The organism is Amycolatopsis sp. BJA-103 (genome assembly GCF_002849735.1).
In the GTDB taxonomy this organism is placed as follows: Bacteria; Actinomycetota; Actinomycetes; order Mycobacteriales; family Pseudonocardiaceae; genus Amycolatopsis.
The window spans coordinates 912291-936325 of record NZ_CP017780.1 but is presented as its reverse complement, the minus strand read 5'-3'; the positions used below and the strand labels follow the sequence as shown (position 1 = coordinate 936325).

At 70.1% G+C, this 24035-nt stretch carries 22 protein-coding genes; 6 read left to right on the top strand and 16 right to left on the bottom strand.

The features are described 5' to 3' along the window. Positions 1–10: 10 nt before the first annotated feature. Together BKN51_RS04320 and BKN51_RS04315 are read right to left on the bottom strand one after the other, a co-directional pair. Positions 11–841 (bottom strand): hypothetical protein, encoded by an 831-nt coding sequence (locus BKN51_RS04320; RefSeq protein ID WP_101606384.1) that lies wholly within the window; start codon positions 839–841, stop codon positions 11–13. Further along, entirely contained in the window at positions 838–1125 is a 288-nt protein-coding gene (locus tag BKN51_RS04315) for a hypothetical protein (protein WP_101606383.1), read from the bottom strand. Before BKN51_RS04315 ends, BKN51_RS04320 begins: the two co-directional genes overlap by 4 nt. 263 nt (positions 1126–1388) lie before the next feature. On the opposite strand from BKN51_RS04315, the gene edd reads away from it, so the two are divergent. Together edd and eda are read left to right on the top strand one after the other, a co-directional pair. Next, positions 1389–3278 carry a phosphogluconate dehydratase gene (gene edd / locus BKN51_RS04310; RefSeq protein WP_101606382.1) on the top strand — a complete coding sequence of 630 codons (1890 nt, stop codon included), beginning with the start codon at positions 1389–1391 and terminating at the stop codon, positions 3276–3278. Next, a complete protein-coding gene (eda, locus tag BKN51_RS04305; protein ID WP_101606381.1) occupies positions 3275–3895 on the top strand; it encodes a bifunctional 4-hydroxy-2-oxoglutarate aldolase/2-dehydro-3-deoxy-phosphogluconate aldolase in 621 nt (206 codons plus the stop codon). The genes edd and eda overlap by 4 nt, the downstream gene beginning before the upstream one ends. Before the next feature lie 45 nt (positions 3896–3940). Here the strand turns inward: eda and BKN51_RS04300 are convergent, their stop codons facing one another. The 7 genes from BKN51_RS04300 to BKN51_RS04270 all read right to left on the bottom strand — a co-directional run bounded on the left by BKN51_RS04300 (position 3941) and on the right by BKN51_RS04270 (position 10051). Beyond that, positions 3941–4378: a GNAT family N-acetyltransferase gene (locus tag BKN51_RS04300; protein WP_101606380.1), complete on the bottom strand. Its 438-nt coding sequence runs from the start codon at positions 4376–4378 to the stop codon at positions 3941–3943. Positions 4379–4473: 95 nt separating this feature from the next. Next, positions 4474–4914 carry an iron chaperone gene (locus BKN51_RS04295; RefSeq protein WP_101613036.1) on the bottom strand — a complete coding sequence of 147 codons (441 nt, stop codon included), beginning with the start codon at positions 4912–4914 and terminating at the stop codon, positions 4474–4476. 50 nt (positions 4915–4964) lie between these two features. After that, the gene (locus BKN51_RS04290) at positions 4965–5588 is read right to left on the bottom strand and encodes a glyoxalase (RefSeq protein WP_101606379.1); all 624 of its coding nucleotides are present in this window, start codon (positions 5586–5588) and stop codon (positions 4965–4967) included. Positions 5589–5747: 159 nt separating this feature from the next. After that, positions 5748–6275, bottom strand: coding sequence for a regulatory protein RecX (locus BKN51_RS04285; RefSeq protein WP_174720528.1), 528 nt, complete (start codon positions 6273–6275; stop codon positions 5748–5750). Between the two features lie 78 nt (positions 6276–6353). Next, positions 6354–7394, bottom strand: a complete 1041-nt coding sequence (recA, locus tag BKN51_RS04280; protein WP_101606377.1) for a recombinase RecA — start codon at positions 7392–7394, stop codon at positions 6354–6356. A 206-nt stretch (positions 7395–7600) separates the two neighbouring features. Further along, a complete protein-coding gene (locus BKN51_RS04275; RefSeq protein WP_101606376.1) occupies positions 7601–7795 on the bottom strand; it encodes a DUF3046 domain-containing protein in 195 nt (64 codons plus the stop codon). A gap of 348 nt (positions 7796–8143) precedes the next feature. Then, the gene (locus tag BKN51_RS04270; protein ID WP_101606375.1) at positions 8144–10051 is read right to left on the bottom strand and encodes an Hsp70 family protein; all 1908 of its coding nucleotides are present in this window, start codon (positions 10049–10051) and stop codon (positions 8144–8146) included. Positions 10052–10224: 173 nt separating this feature from the next. On the opposite strand from BKN51_RS04270, the gene BKN51_RS04265 reads away from it, so the two are divergent. After that, positions 10225–14847: an ATP-dependent helicase gene (locus BKN51_RS04265; RefSeq protein WP_174720527.1), complete on the top strand. Its 4623-nt coding sequence runs from the start codon at positions 10225–10227 to the stop codon at positions 14845–14847. Between the two features lie 37 nt (positions 14848–14884). Beyond that, on the top strand, positions 14885–15388 hold the full coding sequence (gene def, locus BKN51_RS04260) for a peptide deformylase (protein ID WP_101606374.1): 504 nt from the start codon (positions 14885–14887) through the stop codon (positions 15386–15388). 22 nt (positions 15389–15410) lie between these two features. On the opposite strand, the gene BKN51_RS04255 is transcribed toward def, so the two are convergent. From BKN51_RS04255 to BKN51_RS04240, 4 genes are all read right to left on the bottom strand, one after another. Further along, positions 15411–16511, bottom strand: coding sequence for a GNAT family N-acetyltransferase (locus tag BKN51_RS04255; RefSeq protein ID WP_101606373.1), 1101 nt, complete (start codon positions 16509–16511; stop codon positions 15411–15413). 109 nt (positions 16512–16620) lie between these two features. Beyond that, a complete protein-coding gene (locus tag BKN51_RS04250; protein ID WP_168214259.1) occupies positions 16621–17289 on the bottom strand; it encodes a VOC family protein in 669 nt (222 codons plus the stop codon). A gap of 61 nt (positions 17290–17350) precedes the next feature. Continuing rightward, positions 17351–18115, bottom strand: a complete 765-nt coding sequence (locus BKN51_RS04245; RefSeq protein WP_101606371.1) for a maleylpyruvate isomerase family mycothiol-dependent enzyme — start codon at positions 18113–18115, stop codon at positions 17351–17353. 24 nt (positions 18116–18139) lie between these two features. Beyond that, a complete protein-coding gene (locus BKN51_RS04240; protein ID WP_101606370.1) occupies positions 18140–18622 on the bottom strand; it encodes an SAV_6107 family HEPN domain-containing protein in 483 nt (160 codons plus the stop codon). 221 nt (positions 18623–18843) lie between these two features. On the opposite strand from BKN51_RS04240, the gene BKN51_RS04235 reads away from it, so the two are divergent. Beyond that, positions 18844–19374 carry a YbaK/EbsC family protein gene (locus BKN51_RS04235; protein WP_101606369.1) on the top strand — a complete coding sequence of 177 codons (531 nt, stop codon included), beginning with the start codon at positions 18844–18846 and terminating at the stop codon, positions 19372–19374. After that, on the top strand, positions 19371–19934 hold the full coding sequence (locus BKN51_RS04230; RefSeq protein WP_101606368.1) for a GNAT family N-acetyltransferase: 564 nt from the start codon (positions 19371–19373) through the stop codon (positions 19932–19934). Before BKN51_RS04235 ends, BKN51_RS04230 begins: the two co-directional genes overlap by 4 nt. On the opposite strand, the gene BKN51_RS04225 is transcribed toward BKN51_RS04230, so the two are convergent. The 3 genes from BKN51_RS04225 to metF all read right to left on the bottom strand — a co-directional run bounded on the left by BKN51_RS04225 (position 19931) and on the right by metF (position 23965). After that, on the bottom strand, positions 19931–20812 hold the full coding sequence (locus tag BKN51_RS04225) for a DMT family transporter (protein WP_101606367.1): 882 nt from the start codon (positions 20810–20812) through the stop codon (positions 19931–19933). The genes BKN51_RS04230 and BKN51_RS04225 overlap by 4 nt on opposite strands. A 540-nt stretch (positions 20813–21352) precedes the next feature. Next, entirely contained in the window at positions 21353–23038 is a 1686-nt protein-coding gene (locus BKN51_RS04220; protein WP_174720391.1) for a DUF885 domain-containing protein, read from the bottom strand. A 42-nt stretch (positions 23039–23080) separates the two neighbouring features. Beyond that, entirely contained in the window at positions 23081–23965 is an 885-nt protein-coding gene (gene metF, locus BKN51_RS04215; protein WP_101606365.1) for a methylenetetrahydrofolate reductase [NAD(P)H], read from the bottom strand. Positions 23966–24035 lie beyond the last annotated feature (70 nt).

Sequence of the window (24035 nt, the reverse complement as noted above, 5' to 3'; positions counted from 1 at the left end):
TCCCTCGCCGCTAGTTGATGAACCGCAGATCCGAGATCGCACCGCTGGCCACGAGCATCACGTAGAGGTCGGTCAGCACGAGCGTGCCGAGCGTCGTCCACGCGAGCGCCATGTGCCGGGTGTTGAGCTTCGTGATCTGCGTCCAGATCCAGTAGCGGACCGGATGTTTCGAGAAGTGCTTGAGCCTGCCGCCGGTCACGTGACGGCACGAGTGGCACGACAACGTGTACGCCCACAACAGGATCACGTTGCCGGTCAGCACGATGTTGCCGAGCCCGAAACCGAACCCGCCGTCGGGGCCGTGGAACGCGGTGATCGCGTCGTAGGTGTTGACCAGCGAGACGACCACGGCCACGTAGAAGAAGTAGCGATGGACGTTCTGGATGATCAGCGGCAACCGGGTCTCACCGGTGTATTTCGCGTGCGGTTCGGCGACCGCGCAGGCGGGCGGCGAGAACCAGACGGCCCGGTAGTAGGCCTTGCGGTAGTAGTAGCAGGTCAGCCGGAAGCCGAGCAGGAACGGCAGGACCAGGAAGCCGAGCGGGATGAAGCCCGGCAGTTCGCCGAACCAGGCCCCGAAGTGCCGGGAGCCTTCGACGCAGGATTCCGAGACGCAGGGCGAATAGAACGGCGTCAGGTAGTGGTACTCGGGCACCCAGTAGGCGGTGCGCACGAAGGCCCTGATCGTCGCGTAGATGATGAAGGTGGAGAGGCCGAGGACGGTCAGCAGCGGGGAGAGCCACCACCGGTCGGTGCGCAGCGTTCGTTCGGCGATCCGGGCCCGCGACGGCGCGCGGACCCCCGTACCCCGTCCGGCCTCTTTGCCGGCGGGGGCGCTCACCGCTGGTCGCGCTTGTAGCCGCCGACGCCTTCGTCATCGGCGCCGTGCCAGAGCGCCGGGTCGTAGGGCGTGTCGGGTATCTGGACACGGTCGGCGGCCTTCGCTTGCGCGGGTACCGCGTTCGGGGTCGTGTCGAGATCGGTCGCGTCGATGTCGAGTCGCTCCACGTCGTTCGCCAGGCGTTGTACCGCCGACGCGTCGCCGTATCGGGACCGCAGCGCGCCGACGCACTGCCTCAGCTGACCGATGGCTCGCCGAAGCTCGGCGATCTCTGTGGTGGACATCGGTACCTCCCGATGGTCGGTTCGGTTGGCCGCTTGAGCCTGAGAGGGCAAGCGATCCTCGCCATCCCGACTCTGCCGCGCGTTGTGCAATGTGACAAGTAGCACAGTAGAACCCAGTGGCGTGACGGAGGTCACGCGAGTCGATCTTCTGTATCGATTTTGATTCGGGCTTTCCCCTGGGTTACTGTGGCCACTGTCACGACCCAGCGGCGCCAGCGTTGCCGTCCCGCGGACCACCACGACCTGTGATCCGGAGCCGGACAATGAGCACCGCCCCGAACGTCCACCCCATCATCGCCGAAGTCACCGAGCGCGTCGCCGCCCGCAGCGCCGAAACCCGCGCCGCGTATCTCGAGCGCGTCACCGCCGCCCACGAAGAAGGTCCCGTACGGCGTGGACTCGACTGCAGCAACCTCGCCCACGGCTTCGCCGCGATGGAAGGTGTCGACAAAGCGGCACTGCGCGCCGCGCGGGCGCCGGGCGTCGCGATCGTCTCGTCCTACAACGACATGCTTTCGGCGCACCAGCCGATGCAGGAGTACCCCGCCATGCTGAAGGGGTCGGTCCGCCAGGCGGGCGGGGTGGCCCAGTTCGCCGGCGGCGTGCCCGCGATGTGCGACGGCGTCACGCAGGGCCGCCCGGGCATGGAGCTGTCGCTGTTCAGCCGCGAGGTGATCGCGATGTCGACCGCGATCGCGCTGTCCCACGACATGTTCGACGCGGCGCTGCTGCTCGGCGTCTGCGACAAGATCGTGCCGGGCCTGCTGATCGGCGCGCTGTCCTTCGGGCACCTCCCGGCGATCCTGGTGCCCGCCGGGCCGATGAACTCGGGCCTGCCGAACAAGGAGAAGGCGCGCGTGCGCCAGCTCTACGCCGAGGGCAAGGCGACTCGCGAAGACCTGCTGGACGCCGAAGCGGCTTCGTACCACTCGGCGGGCACCTGCACCTTCTACGGCACGGCGAACTCGAACCAGATGGTCGTCGAGGTGATGGGCCTGCACCTGCCGGGCGCCAGCTTCGTGCAGCCGAACTCGCCGCTGCGGCGCGTCCTCACCGAAGAGGCCGGACGGCGCGTGGTGAAGCTTTCGCGCGGCGAGGAGTACACGCCCGTCTCGCGCGTGATCGACGAGAAGGCCGTCGTCAACGGCGTCATCGCGCTGCTCGCCACGGGCGGCTCGACCAACCACACGATGCACCTCGTCGCGATCGCGGCGGCCGCGGGCATCCAGCTGACCTGGGACGACTTCTCCGACCTGTCGTCGGTGATCCCGCTGCTGGCGCGCGTGTACCCGAACGGAAGCGCGGACATCAACCACTTCCACGCCGCCGGGGGCATCCAGTTCCTGGTCGGCACGCTGCTCGACGCGGGCCTGCTGCACGAAGACGTCCAGACCGTCGCCGGGCCGGGACTGCACCGCTACCGGCAGGAGCCGATCCTGTCCGAGGGCGAACTCGTCTGGCGCGACGTGCCGACGCGCAGCCTCGACGAAGACGTCCTGCGCCCCGCGTGGCGGCCGTTCGCCGCCGACGGCGGGCTGCGCATGGTCGCGGGCAACCTCGGCCGCGCGGTGATCAAGGTGTCCGCGGTGGCCCCGGAGCACCGGGTCGTCCAGGCCCCGGCGCGGGTGTTCACCGACCAGAAGTCCTTCAAGGACGCTTTCGCGGCCGGCGAGCTGGACCGCGACGTCGTCGTGGTCATCCGGCAACAGGGCCCGCAGGCCAACGGGATGCCGGAACTGCACGGGCTCACCCCCGCGCTGGGGGTGCTGATGGACCGCGGGCACCAGGTGGCGTTGCTCACCGACGGCCGGATGTCCGGCGCGTCCGGCAAGATCCCGGCGGCGATCCAGGTGACCCCGGAAGCCGCTGTGGGCGGCCCGATCGCGCGCATCGCCGACGGCGACGTCGTCCGTCTCGACGCCAAGGCCGGGACGCTGGACGTCTTCGTGGGTGACGAAGAACTCGCCCGCCGTGAACTGGTGGACTCCCCGCCTTCGGAGGCATCCTGGACCGGCACCGGCCGGGAGCTGTTCGCGGCGCTGCGCCGCGCGGTCGGCCCCGCCGATCAGGGCGCGAGCGTGTTCGGACCGCTCACGCCGGAACACTTCGGCGCTCCGGCGCACACGTTGACCCCTGTGGAGGTAACCCAGTGACCACCGGCGCCGACCTGCTCGGCCTGTCCCCCGTGATGCCCGTCGTCGTCCTCGACGACGCCGCCGACGCGGTGCCCACCGCGCGGGCACTGCTCGCGGGCGGGATCGGCGTGATCGAGCTGACCCTGCGCACCCCGGCGGCACTCGCCTCGATCGAGCGGATCGCCGCGGAGGTCCCGGAGATCGTCATCGGTGCCGGCACGGTCACCGCCCCGGAGCACGCCAAGCAGGCCGCCGACGCCGGTGCGAAGTTCCTGGTGACCCCGGGCTGCACGGACTCGGTCCTGGACGCCGCCTTCGACACCGGCCTGCCGTTCCTGCCGGGCGCGAGCACGGTGTCCGAGGCGATGCGGCTGGCCGAACGCGGGCTGACCGCGCTGAAGTTCTTCCCCGCCGAGGCCAGCGGCGGCGTGGCGTACCTGAAGTCGATCGGCGGGCCCTTGCCCGGGCTGCGCTTCTGCCCGACCGGCGGGATCACCGTGAAGACCGCGCCGGACTACCTCGCACTGTCCAATGTGGGCTGCATCGGTGGTTCGTGGCTGACGCCGAAGGACGCGTTGGCGGCCAAGGACTTCGAGAAGATCGAGGCCTTCGCGGCGGAGGCTTCGAAGCTCTGATGCGTAGGGTGAAGGCCGCTTTCGCGAAGGCGGCCTTCACCGTTCTCAGAGTGGGAGCTGGTACTGGATGAAGCCCCGGTTGATCGCGACCTGGTCGTACAGCCGTCGCGCGGTGACGTTGGATTCCTTGGTGTGCCAGTAAACGCGCTCGCAGTCACGGTCACGGGCCCAGTCCGCGACGGCTTCGATCAAGGCCCGGGCGACCCCTTCGCCACGGGCTTCCGGCGCGGTGAACAGGTCTTGCAGGTAACAGACGTCGGTGAGCGCGGATGTGCTGGGGTGCACCAGAAAGTGCACGATCCCGACGAGCTTCCCGTCCAGGCGGGCACCCAGCGCGTGCATCCGTCGTCCCTCACGGAATTCGCGCCAAGCGCGGTCGTAGACCTCTTGGGGCGCAACGCGTTCGTAGAAGGCGATGTAGGAGCGGAAGAGATTCTCCCAGGCTTCGCGGTCTTCGGGTTGCGGCGGCGCGATGGTGATCATGGTGTCCTCCCGGTGATCACCCGAGCCTAGGTGTCGATCGCCGGGCCGCGAGTGGCCAATCGCGCGGTAAAGCGAGCTGCCACTCACGACCCGGTTCAGCTCACCGCCTGCTTCACCAGGGCCGCGACGCGCTCCTCCACCTCGGCGGTGACCTCGGTCAGCGCGAAGGCTGTCGCCCACATCTCACCGTCGTCCAACCGGGCCTCTTCGTTGAAGCCGAGCGTCGCGTAGCGCGTCTTGAACTTGGACGCTCCCTGGAAGAAACAGACGATCTTGCCGTCCAGCGCGTAAGCGGGCTGGCCGTACCAGAGCTTCGGCGCGAGCATCGGGGCGTTGGCCTTCACGATGGCGTGGACCCGCTCGGCCAGCACGCGGTCTTCGTCGGGCATCTCGGCGATCTTCGCGACCACGTCCTGCTCCGCCGCCGCCGCTTTGTCGGCGCTCGAACCGCGACGCGCGGCCTTCTTCATGTCCTGGGCGTGTTCCTTCATCGCGGCCTTTTCTTCGGCCGTGAATCCTTCGTACGTGGTGCTCATGGCGTTTTCTCCCTGGTAGGCGGCGAGCGGGGGCATCCGGTAGTGGCACATCAGGACTGGGCGGCGAGCGTGGAGGTCTCCCAGGCGAAACCGTCCAGGTCGGTGAACGGGGCGGCGCCGCAGATCGCGATACGGTGCGAGCCGGTGCCTTCGGGAGACACGCCCGCGTCCTTGGCCAAGGCCTTGCGCCGGTACAGCGCCAGCTTGACCGGGCTCGACCCGGATTCGAACTCGACGTACACGCGGCCAAAGCTCTTCCCGACGGTGAAGCCGTTCTCGGCGTAGAACTTCTTGCTCGCGGCCACGTCGGCGACGCCCAGCAGCAGCACGATGCCGTCGATCTCCCGGGTGGCCGGACCGGTGTTCTTCTTCGCGGAGGTGGCGATCTTCCAGATCGCGCCGTCCGGGGCCTGGACGACGCCTCCGTAGCCCCACATCGACTTCGTGGCGGGCTTGAGGACGGTCGCCCCGGCCGCGACGGCGGCGTCGATGAGAGCGTCGGCGTTGGCGGGCTGGGAAACCACGAGGGAAAGGGTGTAGCCGCGGAAGCCGATGTTCGGCTCTTGCGCGGCCCGCAGGCGCAGCTGGGTGTCGAGCCCGAAAGCGGCGGTGTAGAAGCGTTCGGCGGCCTCGGTGTCGGCCACTTCGAGGGTCACGGCGTCGATGAAGTTCATGCCGGTAACGCTATTTCTCAGCGGACGTCCGGTGCTTCTCGATTCCTGATCGGTCGTATCGACGCAGGTCAGAGCTTTCCGCGGACAGCAAAACACCGGCCGGCGGGCAAACGGCCCGCTCGGCCGGTGAGCAGCTCAAGTGTGGGGTGACGCAGGATCTCAGTCGAGGGCGGCGTCGTCCAGGAGTGCCGCTTCGGCGCCGAACTCGCGGAGTTCGTCACGGATCACGGTGTAGGCCAGCCCCTGGGGATAGCCCTTGCGGGCGAGGAAGCCCAGCAGGCGGCGGATCGCCGTCTGCTCGTCGACGTTGCCCAAGGAGCGCATGCGCTTCCGTACCAGCTCTCGGGCGCGCTGCTCCTCTGCCTCTCGGTCCACCTCGTCGGCGGCCTGGACGGCGATATCCCCATCGATTCCTTTGCGTTTGAGTTCGGTCACGAGAGCGTTCCGCGACAGGCCCATGTTGGCATGCCGGGAACGAACCCACATTTCGGCGAACTCGGCGTCGTTGATGAGCCCTGCCTGGTCCAGCTTACCGAGCAGGGTCTCCGTCGTCTCCTCGTCGAAGCCCTTGCGCTTCAACGCCTGACGAAGTTCATCCGTGGAACGCGGGCGCGCGGCCAGGAGATCGAAGCAGATCTCCTTGGCCTTCTTCCTCCGCTCGTCCGGCGGCAGCTCCGCCGGATCCACCTTGGGCGCACGCATTCAGCTCTCACTCCAGTCGCAAGTCATCCACCCGGCACGACCACGGCCGGGGTCCGGGGGCTCCTAGAAGTCGACCGGCGCGGGAGCGGCTTCGGCGTCGACGACGGCGCCGATACCGAGCTTCTCCTTGATGCGCTTCTCGACCTCGTTGGCGATGTCCGGGTTCTCGAGCAGGAACTTGCGCGCGTTCTCCTTGCCCTGGCCCAGCTGATCGCCCTCGTAGGTGTACCAGGCGCCGGACTTGCGCAGGATGCCCTGGTCGACACCCATGTCGATCAGCGAGCCCTCGCGCGAAATGCCCTTGCCGTACAGGATGTCGAACTCGGCCTGCTTGAAGGGCGGCGCGACCTTGTTCTTCACGACCTTGACGCGGGTGCGGTTACCGACGGGCTCGCCGCCGTCCTTCAGCGTCTCGATGCGGCGGACGTCCAGCCGGACCGACGCGTAGAACTTCAGCGCCTTACCACCGGTGGTGGTCTCCGGGGAGCCGAACATGACGCCGATCTTCTCGCGCAGCTGGTTGATGAAGATCGCGGTGGTGCCGGAGTTGCTCATCGCACCGGTCATCTTCCGCAGCGCCTGGCTCATCAGCCGGGCCTGGAGACCGACGTGGCTGTCACCCATCTCGCCCTCGATCTCGGCGCGCGGCACGAGCGCGGCGACCGAGTCGATGACCAGGATGTCGAGCGCGCCGGAGCGGATCAGCATGTCCGCGATCTCGAGCGCCTGCTCACCGGTGTCCGGCTGGGAGACCAGCAGCGCATCGGTGTCGACGCCGAGCTTCTGGGCGTAATCCGGGTCCAGCGCGTGCTCCGCGTCGATGAACGCGGCGATGCCGCCGTTCCGCTGCGCGTTGGCGACCGCGTGCAGCGCGACGGTGGTCTTACCGGAGGACTCCGGACCATAGATCTCGATGACCCGGCCGCGGGGCAGGCCACCGATCCCGAGCGCGACGTCGAGGGCGATGGCACCGGTGGGGATGACCTCGATCGGCACACGGCCCTCTTCGCCGAGGCGCATGACCGAGCCCTTGCCGTACTGCTTGTCGATCTGGGCGAGGGCCAGTTCGAGCGCCTTGTCCTTGTCGGGTGCTGCTGGTGCCATGGAGTCCACCTCGTTGGTTGAGCCGGTAAGGCTTGTTTCAGTTCTGAGCTGTCGGGTCCGACGCTACGGGCGACCACCGACAATTCCAGGCCTCGCGCCCAAGCTGTGGATCGCTGACCCCGTTGTGGACAACACCCTAGACGAACGTGTGTTCGACCCCGTGGCCGACACGCCGTCGCGCTAGAGTTCTTGCCCTTTCACCGAGGTCAGCGCCGCTCCTGCGGGACCTCGAAGGCGTTGCAGACCGCCCGCCAGACGTCCTTGGCCGAGGTTCCCGCGGCGAGGGCCTGTTCGACGGTCCGGCCCCCGAGTTCACCGAAGACGTGATCCCTGGAAAGGGTTTCCGCACGTCCGGGACCGAATTCGTCGGCCATCAGCCGCCGGAAGACCGTGATACGCATCGGGCGGAGTCTAGCCCGGGCTCCGGCTCGAAACGCGTGAAGCCCCCTTGGTCGCCGGCAGTGGGGCGCTTGGGGTCGTGAGTGGCCAGGACGGTTGGTGGACCCGTGTTTGCCTGCTCACTGGATCCCGATGCCATCTCGGTGGGCTTGTTCTGGTTGCTGACGTGGGCGAGCGGGAAGGATTGGGGACACTCGACGTCCCGATTCCTTCACGCTCGACCGCGCCGCCGCTGCCACTTCGCATGTGCGCTGGTCAGGTGTGGGTAGGCAAATACCGGTCCGTTCTAGCCACTCACGAGCCCCACTACGCTCTGGCACCTTGGTCGCCTGCAGTACGTGAAGGCCCAGCTACTCCCCCGGCTGGACGCTCTTCTCGAAGTAGTCGGCCAGTTCACCCGGCGTCGGGGTCTGTCCTTCGGCCGGGACCTGGTAGATGAAGCCGACCAGCGGCCGGTCGGTCACGGTGAACACCAGGACGGCCGCGTTCCGCCCGGCGGCCGAGGAGTACTGACCCTCGAGGGCGTTGCCCGCCCACTTGGCCTCGGTGCGGTCGCCGCCCGCCGACTTGAGCAGTCCGTCGGTGTAGGCCTTGAGCTTCTCCGCGGAGTCGCTCTGCAGGTAGGTCACCTGGGTCCCGGCGCGCCCCGGCGCGGAACAGGTCGAGGTCATGCCGAGGTTCTCCGCCGGTTTCGCCGGTCCGTTGCCCATCCCGGGCTTGCAGTCGCCGGTGTCGGCGATCTTCCCGGCGAGCTGGCGCAGGCAGCCGGTGAGGCCCTTGTCGTCGGCCGTGCCGGCTGTCTTGCACTCGTCGGCGGTGTAGGTCGTCGCCGACGAGGCCGTCAGGAAGTACACGAGCCCGGCGGCGATCAGCACGACGACCGCCGCGATGGCGCCGATGACGAGCGGCTTCTTCTTGCTCGCGGGTGCCTTGTCGGCGGGGGCCTGCCCGGCCAGGGAGTACGTCGGGAAGTTCGTCGGCGCGGGCTGCTGCACCTGCTGCGGGCCGCTGTTGGGGTAGCCCGACTGCGGGAAACCGCCGGACTGGCCGGGTCCGTTCTGGTAGCCGGGGATCGACGCGACCTGCTGCGGCGGCGCGTACGGGCCCGAAACGCCGGGGCCGACCTGGTGCGCGCCGGTTCCCGCCGCGACCTGGCCTTCGACGCCCTGCGTACGCGTGCTGATCCCGTCGGAGGCGACGTGCTGCGCGCCGAGCGCGACAGCGGTCTCGGGCTGGTCGAGGCTGCCGGGGACGACGCCGAGCTTCTCCGCGATCAGGCTGCCGACCAGCGGAAGCCTGCTCGAACCGCCGACGAGGTAGATACCGGCGAGCCGGTCCGGGGTCATCCCGGCGGAGCGGACCACCCGCGCCATCAGCTCGACACTGCGCAGCATCGACGGCCGCACCAGCGCTTCGAGTTCGCCTCGCGTCACGAGGACGTCCTCGAACGGCTCCGGCATCGGGACCTCGGTCTGCGGGTGCCGTGAGAGGGCCTCCTTCGCCGCCTTCACGTCCTCCTGCAGCGCGCGTCGCGTACGACGGTCCGGAGTGGACTCGGGCCGCAGGACCCGCTGCCAGCGCTGGGGATCCTTGTGCGAGACCTCGCGACCGACGTGCACCAGGAGCGCCTGGTCGACGTCGAGGCCGCCGAGGTCGGGAAGGCCGTCTTCGGCGACGACGGTGAAGCCGCCGTTGGGGGTCGCGCCGACGATGGCGACGTCGAAGGTGCCGGCGCCGAGGTCGTACACGGCGAGCGCCTGGCCGGGCGCGAGCGTCTTGCCGGGGAACGACGCGAAGTGCGCGGCCGCGGCGACCGGCTCGGGGACGAGCACCAGGTTGCCGCCCATCCCGGCGAGCCGGGCGGCGGACAGGAGCACGTTGCGGCGGGTCTGACCCCACTGCGCGGGGTGGGTGAGCCGGACCTCGTCGGGCAGTTCGCCGCCGAGCTGGCGGGTGGTCTCGTCGAGGACGCGGCGCAGGATCGCGGCCAGCACCTCGGTGACGGGGATGACGTCGGTGCCCAGCAGGAGCGTCTGCTCGTCGATGCGGCGCTTGGGGTTGGGCTCGAAGCGGGTCGGGTCGAGGCGGGCGCGGCGTTCGGCGTCGCGGCCGACCATGATCGTGCCGTCTTCGGTGGCGAACACCGCGGACGGCATGTTGGCCGAGCCGTCGACCTCGACCACCCGCGGCGGCCTCCCGTGCGCCGAAAGCACGGCCACGGTGTTGGACGTCCCGAGGTCCACCGACAGGATCCGCACAGCTCATACCCCTTCAACAGACGAACGGCGGCCGCCCCAGTACCGATCCGGCCGCGCTGGCCGTGATGCTCCCATGAGCGAGGTCACCGTACGTGCGGAACCCGCCGAACTCGTCCCCGTCCGGGTGCCGTGTCACAGCCCTCGGAGCGAAACTGTCGGTGGTCCGGCGCACTATGGAGGGCGTGGCAGACGTACTCGACCTCTTCTCCCCCGCGACCAGGGACTGGTTCACCGGGGCCTTCGCCGCGCCCACCCGCGCGCAGGAAGGGGCGTGGCGGGCCGCGCACGCGAGGGAACACGCGCTGGTCGTGGCCCCGACAGGGTCCGGTAAAACACTGTCCGCGTTCCTCTGGGCGCTGGACAGACTGTCGGTCGAGCCGCCGCCGTCGGAGCCGCGGAAACGCTGCCGTGTCCTCTACGTCTCGCCGTTGAAGGCGCTGGCGGTCGACGTCCAGCGCAACCTGCGGGCGCCACTGGCCGGTATCTCGCAGGCGTCGCGGCGGCTGGGGCTGCCGGTGCCGGACATCGGCGTCGGCATGCGCACCGGCGACACCACCGCCGCCGAACGGCGCTCCTTCGGCAAAACGCCGCCGGACGTGCTGGTCACCACGCCGGAGTCGCTGTTCCTCATCCTCACCTCGTCCGCGCGAGACTCGCTGCGCGGCGTGGAGACGGTGATCATCGACGAGGTGCACGCGGTCGCGGGCGGCAAACGCGGCGCGCATCTGGCCCTTTCACTCGAACGGCTCGACGCCCTCCTGGAGAAGCCCGCGCAGCGGATCGGGCTGTCGGCGACGGTCCGGCCGATCGACGAGGTCGCTTCGTTCCTGGCGGGCGGCAGGCCGGTCACCGTCGTCCAGCCGAAGCTCGCGAAGACGATCGAGGTCCGCGTCGAGGTCCCGGTCGAGGACATGTCCACTCTCGACAGTCCACAGGGGCCGAAGCAGAACGAAGACCTCGATGCCGGTCTCGCTCAGCTCCCCGGCGCGCTGGAGGAGATCGACGGCACCCCGCGGCGGCCGTCGATCTGGCCCGCGGTGGAGGAGCGGGTACTCGAACTGATCCAGGCGCACCGGTCGACGATCGTGTTCGCCAACTCGCGGCGGCTCACCGAGCGGATGACGGCCCGGCTCAACGAGCTCGTCGCGGAACAGACCGAGCTGGAGCCCGACCAGCGGTATCCGGCCGAGGCGATCGGCCAGTCCGGGCTCACCACCGGTGCGGCGCCGGTGATCGCGCGGGCACACCACGGTTCGATGTCGCGGGAGCAGCGCACCCACGTCGAAGAGGAACTCAAGACGGGCCGCCTCGCCTGCGTCGTCGCGACGTCCTCGCTGGAGCTGGGCATCGACATGGGCGCGGTCGATCTCGTCGTGCAGATCGAGGCACCGCCGACGGTCGCTTCGGGGCTGCAGCGGGTCGGCCGGGCCGGGCACCAGGTCGGCGCGGTGTCGAGCGGGGTGATGTTCCCGAAGTTCCGGGGTGACCTCGTCTCCTGCGCGGTGGTCGCGGAACGGATGGCGTCCGGCGCGATCGAGGCGGTGCGGTACCCGCGAAACCCGCTGGACGTGCTCGCGCAGCAGATCGTGGCGATGGTGGCGCTCGAATCGTGGACGGTCGACGAACTGGCCGCCCTCGCCCGCCGCGCGGCGCCCTTCGCTTCTCTGCCGGACGACGCGCTGTCCGCGGTGCTCGACATGCTCGCCGGGCGGTATCCCAGTGAGGAGTTCGGTGAACTGCGGGCGCGGATCACCTGGGACAGGGTCAGCGGTGAACTGCACGGCCGCCCGGGTTCGCAGCGGCTGGCGGTGACCTCGGGCGGCACGATCCCCGACCGCGGCCTGTTCACCGTGATGACGCCGGGCGGGGACGGCAAACCCGGGTCGCGCGTGGGTGAGCTCGACGAGGAGATGGTCTACGAGTCCCGCGTCGGGGACACGATCCTGCTCGGCACCTCCTCCTGGCGGGTCACCGACATCACCCACGACAGGGTGATCGTGGTGCCCGCGCCGGGTGAGCCCGCGCGGATGCCGTTCTGGAAGGGTGACGCTCCCGGGCGTCCGCTGGAACTGGGGCGCGCGCTCGGCGCGTTCGTCCGCGAACTGTCCACTTCGGAGCCTTCGGCGGCCAGGGAACGCGCCGCCGTCGCCGGGCTGGACGAGTACGCGTGCGACAACCTGCTCGGCTACTTGGAAGAGCAGAAGGCCGCCACACGGCATGTGCCGAACGACAAAACCGTGCTGCTGGAACGCTTCCGCGACGAACTCGGGGACTGGCGGGTCATCCTGCACTCCCCGTTCGGCGCCCAGGTCAACGCGCCGTGGGCGCTCGCGATCGCGGCCAGGCTGAGAGAGAACCGCGGGGTCGACGCGCAGGTGGCGCATTCCGACGACGGCATCGTGCTGCGGCTGCCGGAGGCCTTGGACTCCGAGGGCTCGGAAATCACCATCGGCGTCGAAGACGTACTGCTCGATCCGGAGGAGGTCGAGCAGCTGATCGTCGCCGAGGTCGGCGGTTCGGCGGTGTTCGCCGCGCGGTTCCGGGAATGCGCGGCGCGGTCGCTGCTGCTCCCCCGCCGGGATCCGCGCCGCCGCACGCCGCTGTGGCAGCAGCGGCAGCGCGCGTCGCAGCTGCTTTCGGTCGCGGCCAAGTACGAGCGGTTCCCCGTGGTGCTGGAAGCGATGCGGGAAGTCCTGCAGGACGTGTACGACGTCGGCGGGCTGCGTGAGCTGATGGCCGACGTCCGGTCGCGGAAGGTCAAGCTGGTCGAGGTCGAGACTCCGTCGGCGTCGCCGTTCGCGCGAAGCCTGCTCTTCGGCTACGTCGGGATGTTCCTGTACGAGACCGACGCCCCGCTCGCGGAACGGCGCGCGGCGGCGCTGGCGCTGGATTCGACGCTGCTGGCCGAACTGCTCGGCACCGAAGCGATCCGGGAACTGCTGGACGCCGAGGTCGTCGCCGAAGTCGAGCGCTCCCTGCAGCGGCTCGATCCCGACAGGCACGCCCGCAACGCCGAAGAAACCGCGGATCTGTTGCGGTTCCTCGGAGATCTCTCGATCGAGGAGGCCGCCGCACGGGGAATCCAGCGGGAATGGCTGGAGGAACTGGAATCCGCGCGGCGGGTGATCCGGGTCCGCATCGGCGGCGGCGAACGCTTCATCGCCATTGAGGACGCGGGCCGGGTGCGGGACGCGCTGGGCACCGCGTTGCCGGTCGGCGTGCCGGAGGCGTTCACCGAACCGGTCGAGGATCCCGTCGGCGACCTGCTGTCGCGCTACTCCCGTAGCCGTGGCCCGTTCAGTGCCCGGCAAGCCGCCGAGCGGTTCGGGCTGGGGACGGCCGTCGTCACCGGCGTGCTGGACAGGCTGACCGCGCAGGGCAGGCTGGTCCGGGGTGAGCTGAGCCCGGTCGGACATCCGGAGACCCACGGCGTCGGCATGGAATTCTGCGACTCGTCGGTGCTGCGCAGGCTCCGGCGGGCGTCGCTGGCTCGGCTGCGAGCCGAGGTGGAGCCGGTCGAACCGGCGGCACTGGGCAGGTTCCTGCCGTCGTGGCACGGTATCGGCGCGAGAGTGCGTTCGGCGCCGACGGCGGACGACGTGCTGTCCGTGGTCGAGCAACTGGCAGGCGCCCCGCTCCCGGCGAGCGCGGTCGAGTCGCTGATCCTGCCGAGCAGGCTGCCCGGCTACACCCCCTCGCTGCTCGACGAACTCACCACGGCGGGCGAGGTCACCTGGTGTGGCTGCGGTTCCCTGTCCGGCGGGGACGGCTGGCTCGCGCTCGCGCCGACGGACGTCGCCGATCTGTTGCTGCCCGACCTCGACGACGATCTGCCTTCCAGTCCGCTCCACGCGGCGATCCTGTCCACTTTGGAGGGTGGGGCGCAGTTCTTCCGCCAGCTCGTGGACCGGGCGTCACCGTTGGTCGAAACCCCGCCGAACGACGGCGAAGTCGTCGACGCGCTGTGGGATCTGGTGTGGGCCGGGATGGTCACCGGGGACACGCTGGGGCCGCTGCGGGCGCGCGTCTCCGGTTCCGGCGCGGCCCACAAACCCCGGCGTCAGGCACCTCGAGGCCGTTACGCGCGGCTTCGCGCCGGGCGACCGGCGATGCCGTCGCGTTCCGGGCCGCCGATGGTGGCCGGCCGCTGGGCGCTGACCCCGGAGCGCGAACCGGATCCGACCAGGCGTGCCCACGCGCGGACCGAGGCCTTCCTGGAACGGCACGGCGTGCTCACCAGGGGCGCGCTCGACACCGAGCGGGTGACGGGCGGTTTTTCCGGGATCTACAAGGTTTTGCGCGGGATGGAAGACTCGGGTCAGGTCGTCCGGGGTTACGTCGTCGAAGGGCTCGGCGCCGCGCAGTTCGCGGCGAAGGGCGCCGTCGACAGGCTGCGCGCGCAGTCCGGGAACCAGCGCACCACCCAGGAAGGGGCGGTCGTGCTCGCCGCCGCCGACCCGGCCCAGCCCTACGGCGCCGCGTTGTCGTGGCCCGCCGCGACGGGCGACACGAAGCACCGTCCGGCCAGGAAAGCGGGTGCCTTGGCAGTGCTCGTGGACGGCGTCCCGGCGATGTACGTCGAACGCGGCGGCCGGTCGCTGCTGAGTTTCACCGAGGATCAGGACACCTTGCGTTCGGCCGCGCGGGCCCTGTCCACGGCGGTCCGGGAAGGCTGGCTGGGGCAGCTCGCGGTGCAGAAGGCCGACGGCGAGGTGGCGCTCACCTCCGAGCTTTCGGCCGTCCTTCAGGAGGCGGGATTCCGGGCGACTCCCAAGGGGCTGCGCCTGCGGGCCTAGACTTGACGCCCAGACCTGCGGAGAAGGACGTTCGAACATGGTGATGCGCGACCTGCGCTACTTCGGGGATCCCGTGCTCAAGACCGTATGCGATCCGGTCACGACATTCGACAAGAAGATCGAGTCGCTGGTGACCGATCTGATGGACGGTGTGAAACCGGCGGGGCGCGCGGGTCTCGCGGCACCGCAGATCGGGGTCGGCCTGCGGGTGTTCAGCTACGACGTCGGCGGGCTGACCGGCTACGTGATCAACCCGGAGATCGCCGAGCTCTCCGAGGAGACCCACGAAATCGGCGAGGGCTGCCTTTCCGTGCCGGAACTGTGGTTCCCGGTCGTCCGCGCGAAACGGGCCGTCGTGCGCGGTGTCAACCTGCGCAACGAACCGATCGAGGTCGAAGGCTTCGACGTCCTCGCGCAGTGCCTGCAGCACGAGACCGATCACCTCGACGGCAAGCTCTACCTGGACCGGCTCACCGCCGAGCGCAAGAAGCGGGCGCTGGGCGAGGCCCGCGGCAAAGACTGGTTCTGGAACCGCAAGTAGCCGAACTACCGCAACCAGAGGACTAAACGCGGGCCTCTGGGACGCGCGGGTCGGGGAGGCGGAAGCGCAGGGTGCCGGAGTCCCCGGGGGTGCGTTCGGGGCGCAGGCCGATCCGGGCGGCGGTGCGGTAGAGGGAGTCGTCGCCGGGCAGGCAGACGGCGGCGAGTTCGCGTTCTCCCGTGGCCTTGGCGAGGACGGCGAGCCTGCTCAGCAGGGCCGTGCCGATGCCCTGGCGCTGCCAGGAATCCTCGACCAGGAGCGAGACTTCGGCCGCGCCGCCGTCGGCCGACGGGATCAGCTGGCCGAGACCGATCACGTCACGACCGCAGACCGCGAGCAGGCTGCTTCCGCGCGGCGGCATCAGCAGCCGGTGCAGCCAGCGGCGCGGCACCGCGCGCATCCCGGTGTGATAGCGGTGGAAAAGCGTGGTCATCGAGCATCTCTGGTGCAGCGCGGACACCGCCTCCGCGTCACCGGGGACGCCCTTCCGCAGGACTATCGCGGCGCCATCGGGCCGGTCGAGCACGATCGGCCCGGTCACGTTGTCGCGGACGGCGGTCATCAGGCCGGTCAGCGCGACGGCCCGGCTCAGCTCCAGTTCGACGAACGGTGACCACCGGCGGCGCGCGACGAACGCGGTGCCGTCCCCCGCCGGGAACACCGCCCGGTGCCCGCCCTCTGTGCGGGCCGGGTTCGCCTCGATCGACGGGACCTTCGTGACGACGTCGGCCGCGAGAACGCCGCGAAGCACCTCCGCGAGGCCACCGGGCTCCTCGACGGCTCTCCTGGCCGCGGTGAGCGTCGCGGTGGCCGGATCGACCAGTTCGGCCAGATCCGCGTCGATGACGGCGGAGCATTCGCACCCTTCGTCACGGATCGCGTCGACGAGCAGTTGCCGGGGCAGGCCGGTGGCCGGCCGCAGCACGATTTCGTCGAGCACGCCGCCGGGCACCGGGAGCACCGACAGCCCGAGGATGTTGCACTCGAGGTCGGCGAGCCGGATCGCAATCCTGGCCAGGGTGCCCGGCCGGTCGTCCACGCGGATCCGGACCCGCCAGGCGGACGCGGCCGTGGTCTCTTCTCCGGGGTGGATCTGGGCCGGCAGGACTCGATAGGTCTCCATGACCTCAACATTCCCGGCCGGTTGTTGCCTGCCCACGGCGCGGGTGTTTCGCTCAGGTCAGCGTTCGGCCCCGCCACGCAACTCCGATGAAACAACCGGGCTGAACAACTCAGCGCCGCGTGAGCACGCTGAATTCGTTGCCCTCCGGGTCCACCATCGCCTGACCGAACTGCCCTGTCGCGCCGAGCTCCCGCAGGCGCCGTACCTCGGCCACGCGGCTGCTGCCTCGCCGTGGCGCGACCTCGAACCGCAGCCGGTTCCGGTGCCGTTTCCTCTCGTCCGTGGCGAGGAACTCGATCCACGGGCCGCGGCCGTCCGGCGGCCGCAGACCCACGACCGACTCTTCCCGGACGCCGATCCGCCAGCCCAGCGCGGCCGACCAGAACCGCGCGAGCCGCTCCGGATCGAGGGCGTCGGTGACGACCGACGCGAGCGCGCCGGTGCCCGAGTACTGCTCGCGGGGTTCGAGGACGCAGAACTCGTTGCCCTCGGGATCCGCCAGCACCACCCACGGCACCCGTTTCTCCTCCGGCGGACCCTGGCCGATGTCGATGTGCCGCGCGCCGAGGGACAGCGCGCGGTCCACCACTTCGGCCTGGTGCTCCGGAGAACGGCTCGCCAGATCCAGATGCAGCCGGTTCTTGCCCCGTTTGGGGCCCGCCTCGGAGCGGAAGGCCGGTTGGAACGGGGCGTCCCAGCTGAACAGCCCTTCCCAGAAACCCGCCAGATCTCTGGGAAGGGCCGAGTCGAAGACCAGATTCACCAGCTGTACCGCCACACCGGTGAATCTAGACGGCACCACCGACATTTCTGACCGGTTTGGCTTCCCCACCGACCGGTCATCGGGTCGCGAGCCGCAAAAGGGCCCAGAGTTGTCCCGCCATGTCCTGGTCTCCGCTGACCGTCACCGCCGTCGGACCCGCCCGGCCCCAGAGCCAGCGGTAGATCTTGTCCGGCTGCCCGGTGACCAGATCGTCCGCGCGCCGGGCCTCCTCGGCCGAGCATCGCCAGGCGATCGTTTCCGTGGGCCCGGCCCTGGCGATCCAGTGGTGGCCCGCGGTGCGCACGCCGACCGATCCGGTCTTGGTGCCGGACAGTCCCAGCAACGGCAGCCGCTGGCCGAACCAGAGCGTCAGCGCCTCGTCGATCCCGTCGAGTGCCACGTCTTCGGGGATCTCCGACACGTCCCGTCCGGCCGCGCTCTCCGCGTCGATCCGGTGGATCGTCGCCTCGTGCGCCATCCGCCGCCACCAGAACCCGTAGCTGCGGTCCGCCGGCCACCAGGTCGGCGCCAGTTCGTCCGCGTCGTGCGCGGACAGTTCGGCGACGAGTTCGTCCCGGCCCTCGCGGAAGTACTCCTCCAGGGTCTGTCCCGGCCCCGGTTTGCGCTGCCAGTGCTCGGGACGCCGCCCGTCGGCGATCCAGCGGCGGGTGACCCGGTACACGCTGCCCACGTGCCGGAGCACTTCACCGAGGGTCCATCCGGGGCAGGTCGGGACCGGCGCGTCCGCGGACGCGGTGTGCGCCACCTGAGCCATCAGCTCGGTCTCGGCGCCGATCACCTCCAGGAACCTGCCCTGGTCGATCATGGCCTGCCCGGCCATCGGGCACCCCCTCTCCGCGGTGGCCTAGGCCACATGCGCCGAATCACCCATCGGCAGCCCGTGCACCACCCGTCGCACCAATTCCAGGAACACGGTGGCGGCACGCACCAGCTCGTCCGCCATGTCGACGGTGACCTTCCCGGTGATGCCCGCCTGCGCGGCGGCCCGCGTCGCGGAGTTGGCCGCGAAGAACGCCGCCCACTCCTTCAGCTCGGGCGCGACGGAGTCGAGCAGCACCCAGCCGCTCGCGGGGCGGGCCCGGCCCCGGTGCGGGCGGCCGCGTGCCTCCAGCACCGCCGCGGCGCCCCGCAGCGCGGCGAGGTACGCCACGATGAACCGCTCCGCGGGCTCGGTCTCCCGCTCTGCTTCGCCAAGGCCACGCCTTGCCTGCGCGTACAAGGAGACCGCCGCGGGTGGTGCCGGCGGGCGCAACGACATCGGCAGGGCGGGCTGCGCGGTGCCCCCCGGCCTCTCGGCTTCGTCGGGGGACACGACCGAAACGGACATGACGACCCTCCTCCTGTACGTGAGCGCCGGCCGGTGCCCGGTGCCGAGGCGCTTCCCCCGCCCCCGCTCCGGGCACCTACCGGTGCGCGCTCACCGAATGTCGAACGTCTGTTCGAACAAGACCAATGTAACCCTGACGTGCCCCTTTCTTCAACCCCGTAACGGGGTGATCGCCGCATGTGGCGCGGGACACGGGATCGGCCACGTGATCTCATAGGCTCATGAGCACCATCGACCAGTCCGGCCACCCCTCGGTGGCCAAGGTCGCGGCCGCGCTCGCCGAGGCGGGTCAGCAGGCCGCCGCGGACGGGATCCGGATCCTCCCCGCCGAAGTCCGCACGGCCGCGCAGGCGGCCGAAGCGCTCGGTGTCGAGGTCGGCGCGATCGCGAACAGCCTCGTGTTCCGCAGCCGCACCGGTGACGCGGAGACGGCCCTGCTCGCGCTGACGTCGGGCGCGCACCGCGCCGACACCGGAATCCTCGCGGCGTCGACCGGAGCCGACGAGATCGGCAAGGCGGACGCGGATTTCGTCCGTGCGCACACCGGGCAGCCCATCGGCGGCGTCGCCCCGGTCGGTCACCCGAAGGCGTTGCCCACTCTCGTCGACACCGCGTTACGCGCTCACGACGTCGTCTGGGCCGCCGCCGGGCATCCGAAGTCGGTCTACCCCACGACGTTCGACGGGCTCGTCGCGCTGACCGGGGGTACTCCCACGGACGTCGCGGGCGACGGGCAGGATGGGCGCCCGTGACCGCGATGTCCTCGGAATGCACCCGTTACGTCCAGCTGTCCGCGGACGAGTTCCGCGCCCGGCTCCCCGAGGCGCTGACCATCTACGTCGACGCCATGCGCTACCCCGAAGGCACGGCGGAACAACGCGCGCCGATGTGGCTCACGCACGCGCTGCGCGAAGGATGGCGCTGTATGGCCGCGCTCGACGCGAACGGCGTCCTGCTCGGCCTCGCCTACGGCTACAAGGGCCGCGGCGGCCAGTGGTGGCACGAACAGGTCCGCCACGGCCTGACCCGCCGTGAGGGCCAGGCCGCCGCCGAGCAGTGGATGTCCGACTACTTCGAGCTCACCGAGATCCACGTCAGCCCGGCGAGCCAGGGGAAGCGGATCGGCGAGGACCTCCTGCGACGGCTGCTCGACGGCGTGCCCAGCGCCCACGTTCTCCTTTCCACGCCGGAAGGCACCAGCCGGGCCTGGAACCTTTACCGGCGCGTCGGTTTCGTCGACGTGCTGCGGGACTACCACTTCGCCGGGGATCCGCGGGCGTTCGCGATCCTCGGCCGGACTCTGCCGCTCTAAGGCTTCGAATAGGCGACGGCGAGCGCGGCGATGAGCACCGCCGCGCCGCACCAGCCGACGGCGCCGAGCCGTTCCCCGAGCACCACCATGGACAGCAGCGCGGCCGTGAGCGGTTCGAGCAGGGCGGACAACGCGGCCAGAACGGGGTGCGCGCCCTCGAGGCCGCGGAAGTAGGCGGCGTAGGCCAGCGCCGTGGGCACGACGCCGAAGTAGACGACGAGCGCGAGCACGTCCACCTGCGGCGGCACGGCCATCCCGAACCACAACGCGGCGGGAGTGAGCGCGGCACCGCCGATCAGGCAGCCGAAAGCCGTGGTGGGCAAGGGATCCAGGCCGTCGACGCGGGTCGCGGTCACCAGGGTCAGCGCGGCGAACCCGGCCGCGGCGAGCAAGGCGAACAGCACTCCGGCGACATCGGCTTCTTCCCCGGGCGTCCACTGCAGCAGCGCGAGCCCGATCAGGGACCCGGCCAGGGACACCGTCGTCCATGCCGAGGGAAGCCTCCGGGACTTGACGGCCGTCGCGACGGCGAGCAGCACGGGCGCGCTGCCGATGGTGGTCATGGTCGCGACGCTCACGGAACTCAGCGAGACCGCGACGAAGTAGCTGGTCTGGAAGAGGGCGAACAGGCCACCGACCGTCAGGAGGCGACGGCGGGCCTCCGGTGTGCGGGGAAGGCCGCGGAGGCCGCCGGTGAGCCACAGACAGCCGGTGGCGATCACGCCGCCGATGAGCAGCCGGTACGCGGCGACGCTCAGCGGATGGAGTCCCGCGCGGGAGGCGAGCAGGGAGCCGGCGAGGCCGCCGGTCCCCCAGAGGACGCCGGCGAGGACGAGCGCGGCCGACGATCGGGCGCGCGTGGTTACGGCAACGGACATGGGGAAACGCTCCTGCGTCTGGTGTCGGTGTCTGAGGACGGCGACGACGCGGGGTGCTTCTTCAGCGCATCAGGAAGAGGCCGGGCGGCGGGAACGCCGCGCGGCCGCACACACCCCGCTCAGAGGGCGGGAGGTGGGGTGACGAGAAAGATCCGGTGCACGGGGGGAACGTATCAAGGCTCCGGCCGGTGCCGCACGTGAATTGCGCGCGGCCGGTGCAGCCCGCTGATCGCAGGTCCGTGAAGGCCTCCTTCCCTACCCTGAAAGTAGTTAAGGGGGCCTTCACGTACTTCAACCGGACATTCGACCGCCAGAGAGTGTCCCCGGTGAACACTCAGGGAACGACTGGCGCCCGCTGGCCGGTCCAGAACCGTGCCGCGAAGGCCACCTCTCAGCCTTGAAGCCAGCGAAGGGGTCCTTCATCGCAGAGGCTCGGTCACGCCACATTTGACTTACCCCGCAATAGAACTCGAATCACCACTCACGACCCAAGGGACCCATAGCGCGCTTTTGGACCGCGAAAAGGCGAGAGAGGGCGGCTCAGTCCAGTGCGGCCAGCATCTCCCGCAGCGTGTCCAGCCCCATCCCGCCGAGCGCCAGCGCCCGCGTGTGGAACTGCCTGATGTCGAAAGCGTCGCCCTGCCGGGCACGGGCCTCGTCGCGCGCGGTGAGCCAGAGGCGTTCGCCGAGCTTGTAGGACGGCGCCTGCCCCGGCCAGCCCAGGTAGCGGTCGATCTCGTCGTGCACGTGGGCCGGGTCGGTGACGGTCCGGGTGAGCATGAACTCCAGGCCCAGCTCGGGCGTCCAGCGCTCGCCCTCGTGGAAGCCGGTGCCCGCCGGGATCTCCAGTTCCAGATGCATGCCGATGTCGACGATCACGCGCGCGGCGCGGAACAGCTGCTCGGACAGCATGCCGAGCAGTTCGCCGTCGTCGGCGAGGAATCCGAGGTCCTCCATCAGCCGCTCGGAGTACAGCGCCCAGCCCTCGGCGTGCCCGGAGGTGAACGCGAGCAGCCGCTGGTACTTGTTCAACGACTCCGACTGGTCGACGGCGGTCGCGATCTGCAGGTGGTGACCCGGCGCGCCCTCGTGGTAGACGGTGCTGACCTCACGCCAGGTGATGAACTCCTCCCGGCCCTGCGGCAGCGACCACCACATGCGGCCGGGGCGGGAGAAGTCCTCGCTCGGGCCGGTGTAGTACGCGCCGACGGTGCCGCCGGGCGGGGCGATCTTGCACTCCAGCTCCATGACCTGGTCGGAGATGTCGAAGTGCTTGCCGCGCAACGACTTCAGCGCGTTGTCGGACAGGTTCTGCATCCAGGCCTGGAATTCCGACCGGCCGCGCACGACGTACTTCGGATCGGCGTCGAGGACGGCGGCCGCCTCGGCGAGGGTGGCACCCGGTTTGATCCGGTTCGCGACCTCGCGCATCTCCGTTTCGATGCGGGTGAACTCGGCCCAGCCCCAGGCGTAGGCCTCGTCCAGGTCGAGGGTGGCTCCGGTGAACAGCCGGGACCACAGCCGGTAGACCTCGGCGCCGACGGCGTCCTTGACCGGGGCCCGCGGGGCGAGCTCGGCGCGGAGGAAACCGGCGAACTCCGCGTACGCCTCCTGCGCGGCGCGGGCGGCGTGCTCGAGTTCGGTGCGCAGGTCCGCGCTCACGCCCTTCGCGCCGGAGATCAGCGTGGTGAAGAACCCGGTCTCTTCCTTGAGCCCCGCCCAGGTCTCGGCCTGCTCGGCGACCTTGCTGACCTGGCGGAGCGCCGAGACGCGGCCCGCGTCGGCGGCGGCGAGCAGCGACGCGCGGTACTGGTCGAGCGCCTCGGGAACCCTGGCCATGCGGGCGGCGATGTTCGCCCAGTCCCGCTCGGTCTCGGCGGGCATGAGGTCGAAGACCATCCGCAGGTTCTGCGCGGGGCTCTCGATCACGTTCAACTCGGCGATGTCGAGACCCGCCTCGTGGATCTCCAGGATCAGCCCGGTCCGCTCGGTGAAGACCGCCTTGGCCGCGCGTTCGCCGTCGTCGCGCGGCTCGGCCGCTTCGATGTCGGCCAGTGCCCGGGAGGCGATCGCCGCCCGCGCCGCGTACCCGGCGGGCGAGTAGTCGGTCAGCTGGTCGTCGTATCCGGAGATGCCGTACGTCGTCGCGGTGACCGGGTCGGCCGCCGCGTACTCGTCGACGTACCGGTCACAGATCTGGTGCACACTTTGCGCGGTCGAAGCCATGCCAGGCACGCTACCGGGACGACGGGCGACTTCGGTACGGAGTTACGCGCGGGCCGGGACCAGCCCGAGCCTGCTGACCACCTCACGCGTGGCCTTGGACCGGTTGAACGTGTAGAAGTGCAGGTCAGGAACGCCTTCGGCGATGAGCCGCTCGCACAGTTCGGTCACCGCGTCGATCCCCGCCGCCCGGAACGACTTCGGGTCGTCGGCCAGCGGTTCGAGCCGGTCGAGCAGCCGCCGCGGCGCGGGCGCGCCGGACAGCTTGATCGACGTGTGCAGCGTCCGCAGCGTGGTCAGCGGCATGATGCCGGGGATGACCAGCGCCTCGCAGCCGGTCGCCGCCACCCGGTCCCGCAGGCGGAGGAAGTCCTCGGGTTCGAAGAACAGCTGCGCGATGGCGAAATCCGCGCCCGCGCGGAGCTTGCGCACGAGGTATTCGGTGTCGGCCTCGAGGTTCGCCGACCTCGGGTGGCCGTACGGGAACGCCGAGACGCCGACGCAGAAGTCGCCGAGCGAACGCACCAGTTCGACGAGTTCCTCGGCGTAGTTGAGCCCGTTCGGATGCGGCACCCAGTCGCCGTAGACGTCGCCCGGCGGGTCGCCCCGCAGCGCGAGGATGTTCCGCACGCCGACGGCGGCGTACCAGCCGATGACGTTGCGCAGTTCCGCGACCGAGTGGTTCACGGCGGTGAGGTGCGCCATCGGCACCAGCGTGGTCTCGGTGGCGACGCGGGCGATGCTGCGGATCGTGCCGTCGCGGCTGGAGCCGCCGGCGCCGTAGGTGATCGACATGTAGGCCGGGTCCAGTGGCTCGAGTTCCCGGATCGACTTCCACAGCACGGCCTCGTCCGCCGTGTCCCTTGGCGGGAAGAACTCGATGGAGAACACGGGTCCATCACCCTGCAACCGCTCGACCACCGACGTCATACCACCATGTTAAGGGGGAAAGTCCGCTGGCTGGGAGTCCCCTCTCAGGCAATGGACATGCGACTTCAGC